At 73.3% G+C, this 15,766-nt stretch carries 11 protein-coding genes; 4 read left to right on the forward strand and 7 right to left on the reverse strand.

Going from position 1 to position 15,766, the window contains the following annotated elements; translation table 11 throughout:
* Positions 1–5: 5 nt before the first annotated feature.
* The 4 genes from K377_RS07400 to K377_RS07415 form a co-directional block, all read right to left on the reverse strand.
* Positions 6–743 carry a 3'-5' exonuclease gene (locus K377_RS07400; protein ID WP_111662371.1) on the reverse strand — a complete coding sequence of 246 codons (738 nt, stop codon included), beginning with the start codon at positions 741–743 and terminating at the stop codon, positions 6–8.
* A gap of 98 nt (positions 744–841) precedes the next feature.
* Positions 842–2,110 carry an SAV2148 family HEPN domain-containing protein gene (locus tag K377_RS07405; RefSeq protein WP_111662372.1) on the reverse strand — a complete coding sequence of 423 codons (1,269 nt, stop codon included), beginning with the start codon at positions 2,108–2,110 and terminating at the stop codon, positions 842–844.
* A gap of 116 nt (positions 2,111–2,226) precedes the next feature.
* Positions 2,227–3,564 (reverse strand): copper amine oxidase, encoded by a 1,338-nt coding sequence (locus tag K377_RS07410; protein WP_111662373.1) that lies wholly within the window; start codon positions 3,562–3,564, stop codon positions 2,227–2,229.
* Positions 3,565–3,631: 67 nt separating this feature from the next.
* On the reverse strand, positions 3,632–4,381 hold the full coding sequence (locus K377_RS07415; RefSeq protein ID WP_258394988.1) for a Tat pathway signal sequence domain protein: 750 nt from the start codon (positions 4,379–4,381) through the stop codon (positions 3,632–3,634).
* A gap of 195 nt (positions 4,382–4,576) precedes the next feature.
* On the opposite strand from K377_RS07415, the gene glgX reads away from it, so the two are divergent.
* Complete coding sequence (gene glgX / locus K377_RS07420) at positions 4,577–6,715, forward strand: glycogen debranching protein GlgX (RefSeq protein WP_111662375.1); 2,139 nt, start codon at positions 4,577–4,579, stop codon at positions 6,713–6,715.
* On the opposite strand, the gene K377_RS07425 is transcribed toward glgX, so the two are convergent.
* Positions 6,690–7,958 (reverse strand): MFS transporter, encoded by a 1,269-nt coding sequence (locus tag K377_RS07425; protein ID WP_111662376.1) that lies wholly within the window; start codon positions 7,956–7,958, stop codon positions 6,690–6,692. The genes glgX and K377_RS07425 overlap by 26 nt on opposite strands.
* Before the next feature lie 81 nt (positions 7,959–8,039).
* Here K377_RS07425 and treY point away from each other — a divergent pair, with 81 nt between their 5' ends.
* Entirely contained in the window at positions 8,040–10,391 is a 2,352-nt protein-coding gene (gene treY / locus K377_RS07430; protein ID WP_111662377.1) for a malto-oligosyltrehalose synthase, read from the forward strand.
* An 18-nt stretch (positions 10,392–10,409) separates the two neighbouring features.
* Here treY and K377_RS07435 read toward each other — a convergent pair whose 3' ends face one another.
* Positions 10,410–11,567, reverse strand: a complete 1,158-nt coding sequence (locus K377_RS07435; protein WP_111662378.1) for a cytochrome P450 — start codon at positions 11,565–11,567, stop codon at positions 10,410–10,412.
* 390 nt (positions 11,568–11,957) lie between these two features.
* Here K377_RS07435 and K377_RS07440 point away from each other — a divergent pair, with 390 nt between their 5' ends.
* Positions 11,958–13,199, forward strand: a complete 1,242-nt coding sequence (locus K377_RS07440) for a M14 family zinc carboxypeptidase (RefSeq protein WP_111662379.1) — start codon at positions 11,958–11,960, stop codon at positions 13,197–13,199.
* 10 nt (positions 13,200–13,209) lie between these two features.
* Here K377_RS07440 and K377_RS07445 read toward each other — a convergent pair whose 3' ends face one another.
* The gene (locus tag K377_RS07445) at positions 13,210–13,782 is read right to left on the reverse strand and encodes a DUF1707 and FHA domain-containing protein (protein WP_111662380.1); all 573 of its coding nucleotides are present in this window, start codon (positions 13,780–13,782) and stop codon (positions 13,210–13,212) included.
* 201 nt (positions 13,783–13,983) lie between these two features.
* Here K377_RS07445 and treZ point away from each other — a divergent pair, with 201 nt between their 5' ends.
* Positions 13,984–15,729, forward strand: a complete 1,746-nt coding sequence (gene treZ / locus K377_RS07450) for a malto-oligosyltrehalose trehalohydrolase (protein ID WP_111662381.1) — start codon at positions 13,984–13,986, stop codon at positions 15,727–15,729.
* The last annotated feature ends 37 nt before the right edge of the window (positions 15,730–15,766 follow it).

Below are 15,766 nucleotides of genomic sequence, written 5' to 3' on the forward strand. Positions count from 1 at the left end.
GGTCCTCAAACGCCGGACGGGCTGGACTGTCCGGCGGATATGGCCCGCATCGGCCATGCCGGGTCCACCACCGCGTCCGCCTCGCCCTTCTTGCGGAGGAAGCTCTGGAAGTCGGTCGCCCAGTCCGCGTACCACTCCACCTGGCGGCGGTGCAGTTCGGCGGGGCCGAGGGCCGCGACCTTGGCATGGCGCTCGCCTATCGCGCGGGCCAGCAGCGTCGCGGCCAGCGCGTCCGCGGAGGCGTCGTGGGCGCTGTCGAGCGTGACGCCGTACTCGGTGCAGACCGCTTCGAGGTTGCGCTTGCCGCGACGGTAGCGGTCGACGCTGCGGTCGATCGTGTACGGGTCGACGACCGGGCCCGGCTCGGCCCCGCCGAGACGCTCGCGCAGCGAGGGCAGGCCATAGCGGGCCAACTCGGCGGAGAGCAGCGTCAGATCGAACGTCGCGTTGTACGCGACCACCGGGACGCCCGTGCGCCAGTAGCCGGTGAGGGCCTCGGCGATGGCGTTCGCCACCCTGTCGGCCGGCTCGCCCTCGGCGCTCGCGCGCTCGCCGCTGATGCCGTGGACCGCGACCGCCTCGTCCGGGATCGGGACTCCCGGGTCGGCCAGCCACGTGCGGTGGCCGAGGACCGTGCCGTCCCTGACCTCGATGACCGCGCCCGTGACGATGCGCGCCTCGCGCGGATCCGTCCCGGTCGTCTCCAGGTCGAAGCCGACCAACAGCTCTCGGTGCCAGCTCATGGCAGCCCCCTATCTCGTGGTGCGTTCCCCCAATGACCACCACGATCGCATGCGCCACTGACAACGGGCCCGCGGCCCGGTCCCGCCGCGGAACAGAACTAGGACACAGGACGCCCGTCCGCCCACGCCTGCTCGAACTCGTCGCGGTACGTCACGAAAAGTCCGTTCTCGCCCGTGTCGGCCGAGGGTCCTGACCGCAGGACGCGGCCGCCCCCGCGCAGCACGAGGACCGGTGCCTCCATGCCCCGGGCGCGGCGCAGGTACGACTGGACGACGGCGATGCCGTCCGACCCGTCGCCGTCCACGAGGTAGGCGGTGAAGCGCGGCGTCTCGTCGAAGACCTGGATCTCGAAGGCCCCGGGGTCCCTCAGCCGGGCCCGCACCCGGCGCATGTGCAGGATGTTCATCTCGACGGCGCGGCTCATCTCGCCGCGCTTGAGCCCCAGTTCCCGCTCCCGGCGCTTGACGGCGCTGGAGGCCGGGTTGAGGAAGAGCAGCCGGACCCGGCAGCCGGACTCGGCGAGCCGCACGAGGCGCCGCCCCGAGAAGTTCTGCACGAGCAGGTTGAGGCCGATCCCGATGGCGTCGAGCCGGCGCGCCCCGCCGAACAGGTCCTCGGCGGGGAACTGGCGCAGCAGCCGCACCCGGTCGGAGTGGACGCCGACCACGTCCGCGTACCGGTCGCCGACCAGGTCCTCGACCGCGTCGATGGGCAGCCGGCGGGCGGAGGGGACGTCGGATCCGGCGCCGAGCATCTCCAGGAGCCGGGCCGAGGCGCGCTCGGCCTGGGCGAGGACCGTCTCGGACAGGGCACGGTTGCGGGAGACCACGTTGCGGGTGACCTCCAGCTCGTCGAGGGCGAGTTCGACGTCGCGCCGGTCGTCGAAGTACGGCTCGAAGCACGGCCAGTGCTGCACCATCAGCTCGCGCAGCTGGGGCAGCGTCAGGAACGACAGGACGTTGTCGTCCGCCGGGTCGAGGAGGTAGCCCTTGCGGCGGCTGACCTCGCGCACGGCGACGGCGCGCTGCACCCACTCCTGCCCGGCGGGCCCGGCGGCGGCGACGACCCAGTCGTCCCCGTTCACCGGTTCGTAGATGGGGCGCAGCACGGCCGCGACCACGGCCCGCAGCCGCTGTTCGACCAGGTTCAGCCAGATGTAGGCGCGCCCGGCTCGTTGGGCACGCGTACGGACCTCGCCCCAGGCGTCGGTGCCCCAGTCCAGTTCGGGTCCGATCTGCGATCCCACGTCCATGGGCCGAGCCAGTGACACCGCTCCGGGCGGGATGTCCGATGAGCCTGCCCCTTGCCCTTCTTGACCCTCGTGACCGTCGTCACCAGGGGGCAGCTCCAGACCACCCGAGCTCACCCGCTCCGCACCGCCTTCCGCTCCCCCGAGCTATGTCGAGCACTCCCCCAGCCAACGATCAAGGAAGGGTACTCCGGGAGCGGCGGGCGGTGCAGCCGGATGGACCGGTGAGTTTCTCAACTACCGTTTCCGGGAACCCCGTTCTGTCCGGCGAGATCCGCGGGAGTGAGCGGATTCATAGCGGTCACGTCCCTGGGGGCGATGGAGAAGCCCTGCCAGTGGACCGGCATGGGCTGCTGGTCCTCGTCCCGGGCGATGTGGTGGAACCCGATGTTGACCCAGGTGATCGGGTGCGTGAGCGTCTGGCCCGAGACCCACTTGTCGACACTGCTGCCGCCGCAGTTCGCCGACGGGTTGTCGCTCGCGTACTGCTCGCACTTCTTGTACTCGGTGAAGTACACGTCGTGCTTGGTGAAGGAACGCCCGGGGTACTTGCTGGAGCGGCCGGGCACGAACTCGTAGGACCTGGGGTGGCCGTCCTTGTTCTTTCCGGCGGTCGACACCACGCGCCACCACCGCATGTCCTTGACGTCACCGGCGAGTTCCTTGGTGACGGGGGTGCGGGTGGTCTTCGTGGTCGGCGAGCCGTTGCCGCGCGGCGGGGTGACCTTGGAGTCGTACTGCTCGACCTTGGCCTTGCTGGAGCCGTCCAGGCCGAAGTTCAGCCGCCAGAACACGTTGTGGGCGTGGCTCTCCGCGTAGGCGGTCGCGCCCTTGCCGATGGGCCAGCCCTTGCCGTCGGTGCCGTTGTAGTCGTACGGGGAGAGGCTGCCGGTGGCGCCGACGTTCGAGGTGATGGTGCCGTCGGAGGAGAAGCGCCACTCGGTGATGTACTCGTACCAGGACGCCTTGTTGACCGTGTAGACCAGCAGGTCCTTGCCCTGGGCGCTGTAGAGCTTGCCGTTGCCGCCGGTCGACGCGTCGTCGTTGAGCCGGTACGCGTGCCCGCGCGCACGCGTGGTCGCGCACAGGCCCTTGACGTTCCCCATGTCGGGGACCTTGACGGTCTTGATGGTGCCGCCGGGGCACTCGGCGGGCTTCAGGTTCTGCAATGCCTGGCCGAAGTCGGTGCCGGTGATGTCGTCGTACTCGGCCTCCCCGTCGTCGTAGGGAACGTGGACCTGTGCGAGGCGGGCGCTGGTGAGGACGCGGATCGGCTTGGGCTCGCTCTTGGGCTGGTAGCTGACGTCGTCCAGGACGAGCCCGGACAGCGTGTTGTAGTGCCAGCACATGCGCCAGGTGGTGCCGCCGTCGAGAACCTGCTCGATCTGGTACGCGGCCGAGCAGGCGGGCGCGGCCGCGGCGGGCGCCTCCTTGGGCCCGGCGGCGGCGGACGGCGCGGTGGCGAGGGCGGTACCGAGCAGCGCGGTGACCGCGAGGCCCGTGAGGCCGGTGAGGGCGGCGGCGGGCCGGAAGCGGGCGCGCCGGACTCTGTTGACGTGCGTGACGTGCATGCGGAAGGGCTCCCTCGTGCAGGAGAAAAGGCAGCGGACGTGGTCGGCGGGGCCCGGGCCCCGGTCGTCAGGACAGGCGGCCGACGGTGCGGTCGCTCAGGTCGACGACGAGGGCACGGGTGTCGATCCACGGCCCGTTCTTCACCTTGGTCACGATGCGCAGGCACCGGTGCTTGCCGCAGGCGGTGAGGTCGGAGGGCACCCGGGCGACGGTCTCCTTGCGGAACACCATGCCGCTCAGCTGCAGTTGACCGGCCGTGGTCAGCGGCTTGTCGGTGGCGTCCTTGTAGTCGCTCTTGAGGTCGGCGCCGAGCGGGCTGCCGATCAGCAGTTCGGCGGCCTGCTTCAGCTCGTCCTGGCTGGGCGGCGGCTGCACGCCCTTGTCGGTGGTGGTGTCCTCGACCTTGCCGGTGTCCAGGTTCACCGTCCTGGTGACGACCGAGTCGGTCCGGTAGTCGTAGAGGACGACGTCGGCCCGGCGCTGGGCCGCCGCGGCGGAGCTCAGACCCGGGTCGACCTCCGTCAGGTTCGTCGACAGGTGCTCGGGGCCGCGGTCGCCCTCCGCGTCCCGTGCGTTCATCCTCATGCCGTCGGCGGTCTCGGCGAGCCGCTCCGCGCGGGCCGTCTCCGCGTCGGTCAGCGGGTCGCGGCCCACCCCCTTCTCGCCCTCCGCGGGCGCGGCCTCGACCCGGCCCGCCGGTGCCACGGCGTCCTGCTGCGCGGTGGCGGCCTTCGCCGCGTCTCCCCCGTCGTCCTGCGGCAGGCTCAGGCCGAGCGTCACGGCGGCCCCCGCGACCGCGAGGGCCGCTCCCGCCACGATTTTCCCGAGATGGCGTCTTGCTAGCGCGCGCACATCTTCCCCCTCTGTCCCCGGCAGTCCCACCGGTGGGCATACCGGTATTGCGTGGTCTTCCTGTAAGAGGGACACAACTCCCGGCTGGTTCCGCCATGTTCGGGGCAGACTGACCGGTGTCGCCCGGAGCCCCGGGCCGGAAGTGGAAGAGTCCTCAGCATGCAGGTGTGGCCTGGACAGGCGTATCCGCTGGGTGCCTCGTACGACGGCGCCGGAACCAACTTCGCGGTCTTCTCGGAGACCGCCGACCGCATCGAACTGTGCCTGTTGCACGACGACGGGTCGGAGACCGCCGTCGAACTGCGCGAGTCGGACGCCTTCGTGCGGCACGCCTACCTACCGGGAATCATGCCGGGGCAGCGGTACGGGTACCGCGCCCACGGCCCCTACGAGCCCGAGCACGGTCTGCGCTGCAACTCGGCGAAGCTGCTGCTCGACCCCTACGCGCGCGCGGTCAGCGGGAAGATCGAGTGGAACGAGTCGGTGTACGGCTATCCGTTCGGTTCCCCCGACGAGCGCAACGACCAGGACTCCGCGCCGCACATGATGGCGTCGGTGGTGGTCAACCCGTACTTCGACTGGGGCGACGACCGGCCGCCGCGCACCGACTACCACGAGACGGTGATCTACGAGGCCCATGTGAAGGGCCTGACGATGTCCCACCCGGGGCTGCCGGAGGAACTGCGCGGCACGTACGCGGGTCTGGCCCATCCGGCGATCATCGACCACCTCAAGGAACTGGGCGTCACGGCACTGGAGCTGATGCCGGTCCATCAGTTCGTCAACGACCACCGGCTGGTCGAGATGGAGCTGAACAACTACTGGGGCTACAACACGATCGGCTTCTTCGCCCCGCACAACACGTTCGCCTCCTGGGGCGACCGGGGCGAGCAGGTCCTGGAGTTCAAGTCCGCGGTCCGCGCGCTGCACCAGGCGGGGATCGAGGTCATCCTCGACGTGGTCTACAACCACACGGCCGAGGGCAACCACCTGGGCCCGACGCTCTCCTTCAAGGGCCTCGACAATCCGTCGTACTACCGGCTGACGGACGACCAGCGCTACTACATGGACACCACCGGGACCGGGAACTCGCTGCTGATGCGGTCGCCCCACGTCCTACAGATGATCATGGATTCGCTGCGCTACTGGGTCGAGGAGATGCACGTCGACGGGTTCCGCTTCGACCTCGCGGCCACTCTGGCGCGGCAGTTCCACGAGGTGGACCGGCTGTCGTCGTTCTTCGACCTGGTGCAGCAGGACCCGGTGATCTCCCAGGTGAAGCTGATCGCGGAGCCGTGGGACGTCGGCGAGGGCGGCTACCAGGTGGGCAACTTCCCGCCGCTGTGGACGGAGTGGAACGGCAAGTACCGGGACACCGTGCGGGACCTGTGGCGCGGCGAGCCGCGGGCGCTCGCCGAGTTCGCGGGCCGGCTGACCGGCTCGTCGGACCTGTACCAGGACGACGGCCGCCGGCCGCTGGCGTCCATCAACTTCGTGACCTGCCACGACGGTTTCACCCTGCGCGACCTGGTCTCGTACAACGACAAGCACAACGACGCCAACGGGGAGGGCAACCGGGACGGCGAGTCCCACAACCGGTCGTGGAACTGCGGGGTGGAGGGCGAGACCGACGACCAGGAGGTCCTCGATCTGCGGGCGCGCCAGATGCGCAACTTCGTCGCCACGCTGATGCTGTCGCAGGGCGTGCCGATGCTCAGCCACGGTGACGAGCTGGGGCGCACCCAGAGCGGCAACAACAACGCCTACTGCCAGGACAACGAGCTGGCGTGGGTGAGCTGGGCGGACGGGTCCGGGGAGGGTGGGGAACCCTCCAGCGAGCCGGACTCGTTCCTGGCCTTCACGCGCGCGATGGTGCGGCTGCGCCGTGAGCATCCGGTCTTCCGCAGGCGGCGCTTCTTCCACGGCCGCCCCGTCGAGGGGACGCACGACGACCTGTCGGACATCGCCTGGTTCACCCCCGAGGGCGAGGAGATGACGCAGGAGGACTGGGGCGCGGCGCAGGCCCGCGCGCTGTCGGTGTTCCTGAACGGGAACGCGATCTCGGAGCCGGGGCCGCGCGGCGAGCGCATCACGGACGACTCGTTCCTGCTGCTGTTCAACGCCGACCCGGAGGCGCAGGAGTTCCTGGTGCCGGTCAATCACGGTCGGCAGTGGCACGCGGTGGTCGACACGGCGCTGCCCGACGGGATTCCGGCCGACGAGGGTCCCAAGGTGCAGGCGGGCGACCGGCTGACGCTGGCGGGCCGCAGCCTCACCGTGCTGCGACGGCCGGCGTAGCGGGGTCGGCGGCGCCCTTGTGGGGGCGTACGCGCAGCGCCACGAGGAAGGCGAGCCCCGCGGCCGCGCTGCCCACCGCGAAGGCGGCGGCGGGGCCGTGGGCCTGCGCCAGCCGCCCCGCGACGGCGAGCGTGACGGCCTGCCCGCCGACGAACGCGCTCGCGGCGACCGTCATGCCCTCGGCGAGCCGGTCGCGCGGCACGGCGCGTTCGGTGAGCCCGAAGCCGGTGATGAGGTTCGGGGCGAACAGGGCGCCGAAGACGGTCACGACGACGTACAGCAGCGGCATGGTGTCGGTGACGACCAGCGGCAGGGACAGCAGCGCGGCGGCGGCCGTGGCGACCCGCCAGCGCGCGGGCAGCGTGAACCGTTCCGGCACGGCCGCCATGGAGAGGCCGACGACGGCGCTCATCACCCCCATGGCGGCGTAGACCAGGCCCGCCTGGTCCTCGTGCCCCAGTTCCTGGGTGAGCGCGGTGATGCCGGCGCCGCAGCCGCCGAGGAGCACGCCCAGGAGGACGAGCCCGACCCGGACGACGTGGACCTGGCGCGGCATTCGGGTCCTCTTCGCGCGGGCGGCCGACGCGTACGGGGCCGCCCGCGGTACGGCGGCGGCCGTCGGGTGCAGGGCGAACGCGGTGCCGCAGACGGCGACCAGGAGGGCGGCCGCGCCGAACGCGTAGGCCGGGTGCGCGACCACGGACGCGATGCCGATGAGGGCCGGGCCGAGGACGAAGGAGAGTTCGTCCATCGTCGACTCCAGGGACAGCACGGCGTCGACGACCCGCTCGTCGGCGCCGTCACGGCGGACGAGCGCCACCCCTCGGGCCCGCGCGAGCGGCCCGATGCCGGGCACGGTGGCGCCCGCCGCGATGCCCAGGGCGATCAGCGCGGGCGTCGGCAGGTGGGCCAGCGCGCCCAGCGTGTAGAGCGCGATCGCGAGCGCGTTGGCCAGGGCGAGGGCGAGCACGACCGGGCGCTGGCCGTGCCGGTCGGCGAGCCGCCCCACGAAGGGGCCCATGGCGACCTGGCCGAGGGCGAGCGCGCAGGCGACCGTGCCGCCGGTGGCCAGCGAGCCGCTGGTCCGTGTCACCAGCAGGACGCTGCCGAACTGGATCACGGCGACCGGCAGCCGTCCTAGGAAGGAGACGACGGGCAGCGGGCGCCCGGTCACCGCGAGGACTCTGCGGTAGGCGTCGAGCGTGGTGCCGGTGGTGCTGGGCTCCCCTGGTGTGCCGGTCATCGTCCGAAACTAGCGAGGTGCGCCGCGGTCCACGCATGCGGCGATGACACGAAACCCGCCCCAAGGGGTACGTAGATTCGCATGACGCCTCACGCCCCGACGGGCACCTACCGGCTCCAGCTGCAACCGGACTTCGGGTTCGCCGCGGCCGCGGCGGCCGTCCCGTACCTGGCCTCCCTGGGGGTCTCGCATCTGCACCTGTCGCCCGTTCTGGAGGCGGTGCCCGGTTCGACGCACGGCTACGACGTCGTCGACCACGCGCGCGTACGCGCGGAGCTGGGCGGCGAGGAGGGGCTGCGGGCTCTGTCCCGCACCGCCCACGCGCACGGTCTGGGACTCGTCGTCGACATCGTGCCCAACCACATGGCGGCGGCCCCGCGCCTCAACCGGGCCCTGTGGGACGTCCTCAGGGACGGACCTTCGTCGCCGTTCGCACGCTGGTTCGACATCGACTGGGAGGCGCAGGGCGGCCGGGTCCTGCTGCCCGTCCTCGGCGGTCCCGTGGGCGACGAGCTGCCCGGTCTGACGGTGGACGGCGACGTGCTGCGCTACTACGACCACGCGTTCCCGCTGCGCCCTGGCACGGAGTCCCTGCCGCTGCCGGAGCTGCTCGACGCCCAGTGGTACCGCCTGGCCTGGTGGCGGCTGGCCCGTACGGAGCTCAACTACCGCAGGTTCTTCACCATCTCGGACCTGATCGCGGTGCGGGTGGAGGAGCCCGCGGTCTTCGACGCGACCCACGCGACCGTGCTGGGGCTGCTGGCCGAGGGCGTCGTCGACGGGCTGCGCGTCGACCACCCGGACGGCCTCGCCGACCCGGGCGGCTACCTGGAACGGCTCGCTCACGCGAGCGGCGGCCGCTGGACCGTCGTGGAGAAGATCCTGGAGGACGACGAGCGGCTGCCCGCCGCCTGGCCGGTGGCCGGCACCACGGGGTACGACGCGCTGCGCCACATCGACGGCCTGTTCACCGACCCGGCCGGCGCCGACCGGCTCCTCGCTCTGTTCCGGCGCTTCACGGATGTCGCCGACGACGCGGGCGGCCGGTGGGAGCCGACGGCGCGGCGCGCGGCCCACCAGGTGGTCGCGCACGGCCTGGCGGCCGAGGTGGACCGGCTGACAGGCGAGGCCGTCGCTCTGTGCGCCCCGGACCCCCGGCTGCGCGACCACGCGCCGTGGGCGCTGCGCACGGCCCTGTGCGAGCTCCTGGTGCGCGTGCCGGTCTACCGGCCGTACGTGTCCGGCGGGGACGCCCCCGAAGCGGTCCTGACGGACGCGGCGGCCGAGGAGGCCAAGGCAGTGTTCGCCGTGCCCGAGGAGGCGCGCGCGGTCGATGCCGTACGGGACCTCGCGCTCGGCCGGCTGGGGGCGGGGCCCGGGCACGAGGCGTTCCGGGCCCGGTTCGCGCAGACCTCGTCGGCGCTGCGGGCCAAGTCGGTCGAGGACGCGGCGTTCTACCGGTTCACGCCGCTCCTGTCGGCCCTGGAGGTGGGCGGCTGCCCGCGCGAACCGGCCGTTCCCGCCGAGGCGTTCCACGCGTACTGCGCGCGCGTGCAGCGCGACTGGCCCGAGACCTCGACGGTGCTGTCCACGCACGACACGAAGCGCAGCGCCGACGTCCGCGCGGGCATCTCGGTCCTCTCCCAGTGCCCGGACCGGTGGGAGGCGCTGCTCGCCGAGGTGGCCGGGCGGGCGGCGGCGCCCGATCCCCAACTGGCCTGGGCGGCCTGGCAGATGCGGGCGGGCCTCGGTCCCGCCGAGCCGGAGCGGCTGCGGCAGGCGATGCTCAAGCACGCGCGCGAGGCGGGCCTGTTCACGACCTGGACGGAGCAGGACGGCGCCTACGAGGAGGCGGTACGGGACTTCGTGACGGCGGGCCCGTGCGGGCCTCCGGGCGACGAGGTGCTGCGGTTCATGGAGGGCCTGCTCCCCCATGTGCGGGCGAACGTCCTGGGCGCGGCCCTGGTGCACCTGACGATGCCCGGGGTGCCCGACGTCTATCAGGGCAGCGAGCGCGAGTACCGCGCCCTGGTGGACCCGGACAACCGCGCCCCGGCCCGGTTCGACGAGAAGGACGGCACCTCGCGGAGTGCGCTGTCGCAGGAGAAGGAGGCCCTGACCCGGGCGGCGCTGCGGCTGCGCCGGGAGCGCCCCGAGTGGTTCGGCGCGGCCGCGGCCTACGAACCGCTGGCGGCCCGCGGGCCCGGCGCGTCGCACTGTGTGGCCTATGCGCGCTCCGGCCGGGTGGCCGTGGCGACGACCCGGCTCTCGCTGCGGCTGGCCGAGGCGGGCGGCTGGCGGGAGACGGAGCTGGACCTCCCGGAGGGCGAGTGGTCCGAACTCCTCGCACCCGGGCGGCGGTTCAGCGGTTCCGCGCGCGTGGGCGAGCTGTTCGGGGAGCTGCCGGTGGCGCTGCTGGTGCGGGCCGACTAGAGCCTGTGTGCCGCCCGCTCAGTGCGTGCGGACGAGGAGGGCCTGTGGCGCCCGCGTGAGCAGGCCCTCCGGGACGGGGCGGAAGCCCGGGGCCCAGGCGAGTCCCGGCAGGGCCGCCAGCAGGGCGCTCAGGCCCGAGCCCGCGATCATGCGGGTGAACGGGACGCCGAGACAGCGGTGCCGGCCCGCGCCGAAGGCCAGCTGGCCGGGGTCGGCGCGGAACAGGTCGTAGCGGTCGGGGTCGGCGAACCGGGCGGCGTCCCGGCCCGCCGAGCCCAGCAGGCAGGCCACGGTGGCCCCGGCCGGTATCGTGCCGCCGCTCACCGGGACCGGGGCGAGCGCACGGCGCAGCACGAGGTGCACGGCCGGGTCGCGGCGCAGCGACTCCGCCCAGGCGGCGTCGGCCAGCGCGGGCCGTGCCCGGACCAGGGCGAGCTGGGCGGGGTGGTCGAGGAGGTTGGCGAGATGCGCGGCGAGGGCCCGTCCGGTGGCCTCGCCGGCCGCGCCGAGCAGGGTCGCCACGATCGCGGCGACGGTCTCGTCGGACAGCGGGCGTCCGTCGGCCCGCGCGGTGCACAGGACCGACAGGAGGTCGCCTCCGGGGCGTGCGCGCCGCCGGGCGATGTGGGGGTGCAGCGCGGCCTCCACGTCGGCGGGCACGGCGCCCAGGTGCGTCAGGTCCGTACGGCTCCACGCGGTGACGCGGGCGGTCTCCTCGTGGGGCAGGCCGAGCGCGGCGACGACGGCGGCCGACGGCAGCCAGCGGCAGAACTCCTCGACCAGGTCGGCCTCCTCGCGCCGGACGAGGCGCCGGGCCAGGACGTACGCGCCGCGGTCCACGCCCGCGCGCAGGGCGGCGAGCGCGCGGCCTTGCAGGCCCGGGGAGACGAGCGCCCGGTGCGCGGCGTGCGTGCCCTGTTCGAGGTGGGTGAACGTGCGCCCGGGAGGCGGGGCCACCAGGCGGGGGTCGGCGAGCGCGGCGCGGACGTCGGCGTGCCGGCTGAGCAGCCAGGCGCCGAACGGCTCGTCGTGGCACAGCGGATGGGCGTCGCGCAGCGCGCGGTAGAGCGGGTACGGGTCGCGCGCGACGTGCGGCTCGGCCAGGCTCGGGGGCGTCCGGCGGCCGCGCGGCCCCTCGACGACCGGGCGCGCGGCGGGTTCCAGGGGGCACAGCACCGCGGGGCTCCCTCTCTGTGCCGGTGCGCCGGGTGCCGCGCACGGATCCTCCCAGCGCACCATCACCGGCGGGCGCGCGCAGCACTCGTACGGCCGTACGGGTGACGGATCCGTCCGCCGGAGCGCCCCGGCGCGGGTATGAACTCGGTGTGAACTCCTTGTCACCGGCGGCCGTGCCGGGAGCATGATGCGCAGGCGGGGCCGGGCCCGGACGGCGTACGTCATCGAGGAGGACGGACCGGAACCGGGATTCGCCCTCGGCGCGCCGGACGTTTCCGCGATGATTGCGCTAGCCGGCGCACCGGCGGAGGGCACCGGTACAGACCTTCTTGACAGGGACCGGCAAGCGTGGGGTACTGCGGATTGCCGACGGCGGGAGCACCAACGGGGGTGAGTCATCTGACGGACCAGCGGTACCCCACTGCGGCCCAACTGGCCCGGTCAGCGCGGGAGCTGACCACTGTACGGCCCGACCTGTGCCAACTGCGACAGGTGGGTACGTCGCGCGCGGGGCGTCCCCTGCATCTGCTGTCCGTGGGCCACGACCGGCGCACGGTCCTGATCGTCGCGGGCGCGCACGCCAACGAGCCCACCGGCGGCGCCACGGCGCTGCACCTGGCCCGGCAGGCCCTGTTCGACCAGGCGCTGAGATCCGACCGGTCCTGGCACTTCCTGCTGTGCGCCGATCCGGACGGCGCGGCCCTGCACACGAACCCCGCACCGCGCACGCTGCTCGACTACCACCGCGGCTTCTTCCGCCCGGCCGGTCCCGAGCAGCCCGAGTGGTCGCCCTCGGTCCTGCCGGCCGACCGGCTGCCCCCGGAGACCACCGCGCTGACCGGCGTCATCGACGAGCTGCGCCCCTATCTCCAGGTGTCCCTGCACGGCACCGAACTGGGCGGCAGCTGGGTGCAGTTGACGCGGGACATCCCGGGGCTCGCGGAGCCGTTCGCCAAGTCGGCGGCCGAGCTGCACATACCGGTGGAGACGGGCGCGTCGGACGCGGCGGGCTGGCCCGCATCGGGTCCCGGCGTGCATGTGATGCCGGACCCGGACGCGCAGGCGGCGTTCCCGAGCCTGCCCGACGACGCGCGGCACTCCACCTGGCACCACGCCCACCGCTACGGCGGCTCCACGGCGATCGTGGAGGTCCCGATGTGGGCCAGCGACCTGGTGGACGACCCGGCCCCGCATCCGGCACCAGAGCGCGCCATGCGGCGGCTCTCGGCGCGGATCAGCCGCGACACCCGGCTGGTGGAGGACATCCTCGCGGAGGCGCTGCCCCGGCTCCCGGACACGCGCGGACCGCTGCTGCGGGCGGCGCGCTGGGCGCTGAGCCTGGTGCCGGGGCTCGCGGACGACTGGACGCGGCCGCCCCCGCCGGACGCGACGATGGCCTACGTCGGCAGCATCGACGCGTTCGCCCGGCGGCTGCCGCTGCGGGCCGCCGCCATGCTGCTGCGGGTGCTCGAAGAGGCCGAGGACCGGGCGGCGCCCCGGCTCGACCTCCTCGTCACCCGCTGGTGCGAGGTGTACGCGGACCGGTTCGGGGCGCGCTGGGTGCCGGTGGCCCACCAGATAGAGCACCAGGCACGGACCACGGTCGCGGCCGTCCAGCACGCGCAGGGCTGACCGGTACCGGTCAGCCCTGGCCCGTGGCGGGGCCGCGGTCGGCGGACAGCCGGAACGACATGCGGCCGAATCCGACCTGGTCGCCGTCCCTGACGACGGCGGCGCCGATCACCCGCCGCCCGTTCACGGACGTGCCGTTGGTGGAGCCGAGGTCCCGCAGGATCCACAGGCCGCCCTGCCGGGTCAGCTCGGCGTGCACGCGGGAGACCGTCTCGTGGCTGAGCCGGAGCCCGTTGGCCGGGTCGCGGCCGATGCGCAGCGGGTGCGGCTGGGCGACGGGCAGCAGCAGCTTCGGCAGCCGCTCCACGGTCCACGCCCGGCGCAGCCGCACGGTGAAGCCGGAGACGGCGCCCACGGCGTCGACCATCGCCCTGGTCCAGCGGTTCTCGTGCCGCAGATCGGCGGTGAGCGCCGCGAGCTCCTCGGACTTCTGTGTGGTGAGGGCGACCTCCATCCGGCGTACGAACGTGTCGTGCGAGAGCCGGCCGAGCGCGACGCCGTCCCTGAGCACCTTCAGCGCACGGTCCCGCTCGGCGTCGGAGAGCCGCGCCGGGTACGTGTGGTGTTCGAACGAGGACGTCACAGTGGCGATTGTCCGGCAGTGACGGCCGAGGTGTCCAGAAAACGTGGAGCGTCGGGCGAGGACCGCTGTGACGCACCGGCCGGACAGGGGTGTGACACGGAACCCACCTCGCCGAACGGGCGGCGCGCCGATCACGTCTGACGCACCATGGGACGGATCGTCACCGTGAGCAGACAAGCTGTTACGCGAGGGGGCACGTCCGTGCAGTTCGAGGTGTGGGCACCGCAGGCCGAGCGGGTGGAACTCCAGTGGGAGGACGCCACGCACGCGTTGGAGCGCGATACGGACCGGGCGGGCTGGTGGACGGGGACGGCGGACGCCGCCGACGGGGACCGCTACGGGTACCGGCTCGACGGCGGCCCGCTGCTGCCCGATCCCCGCTCACCGCGCCAGCCCGACGGCCCGGACGGCCTCAGCGCGGTCGTCGACCACCGGCGGTACGCGTGGCGCGGCGACTGGGCCGGGCGCGATCTGACCGGCGCCGTCCTGTACGAGCTGCACGTGGGCACGTACACGAGGGAGGGCACCCTCGACGCGGCCGCCGCGCGTCTGGGACATCTGGCCGAACTGGGCGTCACCCACGTCGAACTGATGCCCCTGTGCCCCGTGCCCGGCAAGCACGGGTGGGGCTACGACGGGGTCAGCCTGTGGGCCGTGCACGAGCCGTACGGCGGCCCGGAGGCCCTGAAGCGGTTCGTCGACGCGGCGCACGAACTGGGCCTCGGCGTCGTCCTCGACGTGGTCCACAACCATCTGGGCCCGTCCGGCAACTATCTGCCGTCGTTCGGCCCGTACTTCACGGACACCCATCACACGCCCTGGGGCAGCGCCGTGAACCTGGACGCGCCCGGCTCCGACGAGGTCCGCGCCTATCTCATCGGCAGCGCGCTCGCCTGGCTGCGCGACTACCGCCTGGACGGGCTGCGCCTGGACGCCATCCACGAACTCCACGACCGCCGCGCCCTGCCCTTCCTGGAGGAACTGTCCGCCGAGGTGGACGAGTTGGCCGCCCGTCTGGGCCGCCCGCTGTTCCTGATCGGCGAGTCCGACCTCGGCGACCCGCGGGTCATCACGCCCCGGGGCGAGGGCGGTCTCGGGCTGCACGCGCAGTGGAACGACGACGTCCATCACGCCGTGCACGCGGCCGTCACCGGCGAACAGCAGGGCTACTACGCCGACTTCGCGCGCGAGCCGCTGGCCGCCGTCGCCAAGACGCTCACGCACGGCTTCTTCCACGACGGTACGTACTCGACGTTCCGCGGCCGTCGCCACGGCCGGCCCCTGGACCGCGCCCGGGTGCCCGCGCACCGGCTGCTCGCCTACACCCAGACGCACGACCAGGTGGGCAACCGCGCGCAGGGCGACCGGCTCGCCGCGTCCCTCTCGCCCGGTCTGCTGGCGTGCGCGGCGACGCTGGTGCTGACCGGGCCGTTCACGCCGATGCTGTTCATGGGTGAGGAGTGGGCGGCGAGCACGCCCTGGCAGTACTTCACCGACCACACCGATCCGGAGCTCGCCGAGGCGGTTCGCCGGGGGCGGCGGCGGGAGTTCGCGGCGCACGGGTGGGCCGAGGCCGACATCCCCGATCCGCAGGATCCGGCCACGCGCGAGCGCTCGTGCCTGAACTGGGCCGAGCGGGAAACCGGCGACCACGCGCGCGTCCTCGCCTGGTACCGGGCGCTGATCGCTCTGCGGCGCGCCCGCGCGGACCTTCAGGATCCGGATCTGGCGGCGGTGCGGGTCGCTTTCGACGAGCGGGCTCGCTGGGTCGCCTACCGGCGCGGGGACGTCCGGGTGGCGGTGAACCTGTCCGGCACCCCCGTCTCCATCCCCCTGGGCCGCCCGGTGACCCGCCTCCTGGCCTCGTGGTCCCCCATCCACATCCCGGGCGCCGACGGCCTCCTGACGGTCCCGTCGGAGTCAGCGGTGGTGGTGGAGGCACCGTAGCCATGAGGGCGCGCCTCTGTTGACGAGATGCCGCACG

The sequence above is a fragment of the Streptomyces sp. PsTaAH-137 genome (genome assembly GCF_003259365.1).
GTDB lineage: Bacteria > Actinomycetota > Actinomycetes > Streptomycetales > Streptomycetaceae > Streptomyces.

Bases quoted from the DNA above. Each gene is read 5' to 3' on its own strand.
- K377_RS07425 (WP_111662376.1), bottom strand. From the start codon at position 7,958: ATGACCGGCACACCAGGGGAGCCCAGCACCACCGGCACCACGCTCGAC.
- treY (WP_111662377.1), top strand. From the start codon at position 8,040: ATGACGCCTCACGCCCCGACGGGCACCTACCGGCTCCAGCTGCAACCG.
- K377_RS07400 (WP_111662371.1), bottom strand. From the start codon at position 743: ATGAGCTGGCACCGAGAGCTGTTGGTCGGCTTCGACCTGGAGACGACC.
- K377_RS07410 (WP_111662373.1), bottom strand. From the start codon at position 3,564: ATGCACGTCACGCACGTCAACAGAGTCCGGCGCGCCCGCTTCCGGCCC.
- glgX (WP_111662375.1), top strand. From the start codon at position 4,577: ATGCAGGTGTGGCCTGGACAGGCGTATCCGCTGGGTGCCTCGTACGAC.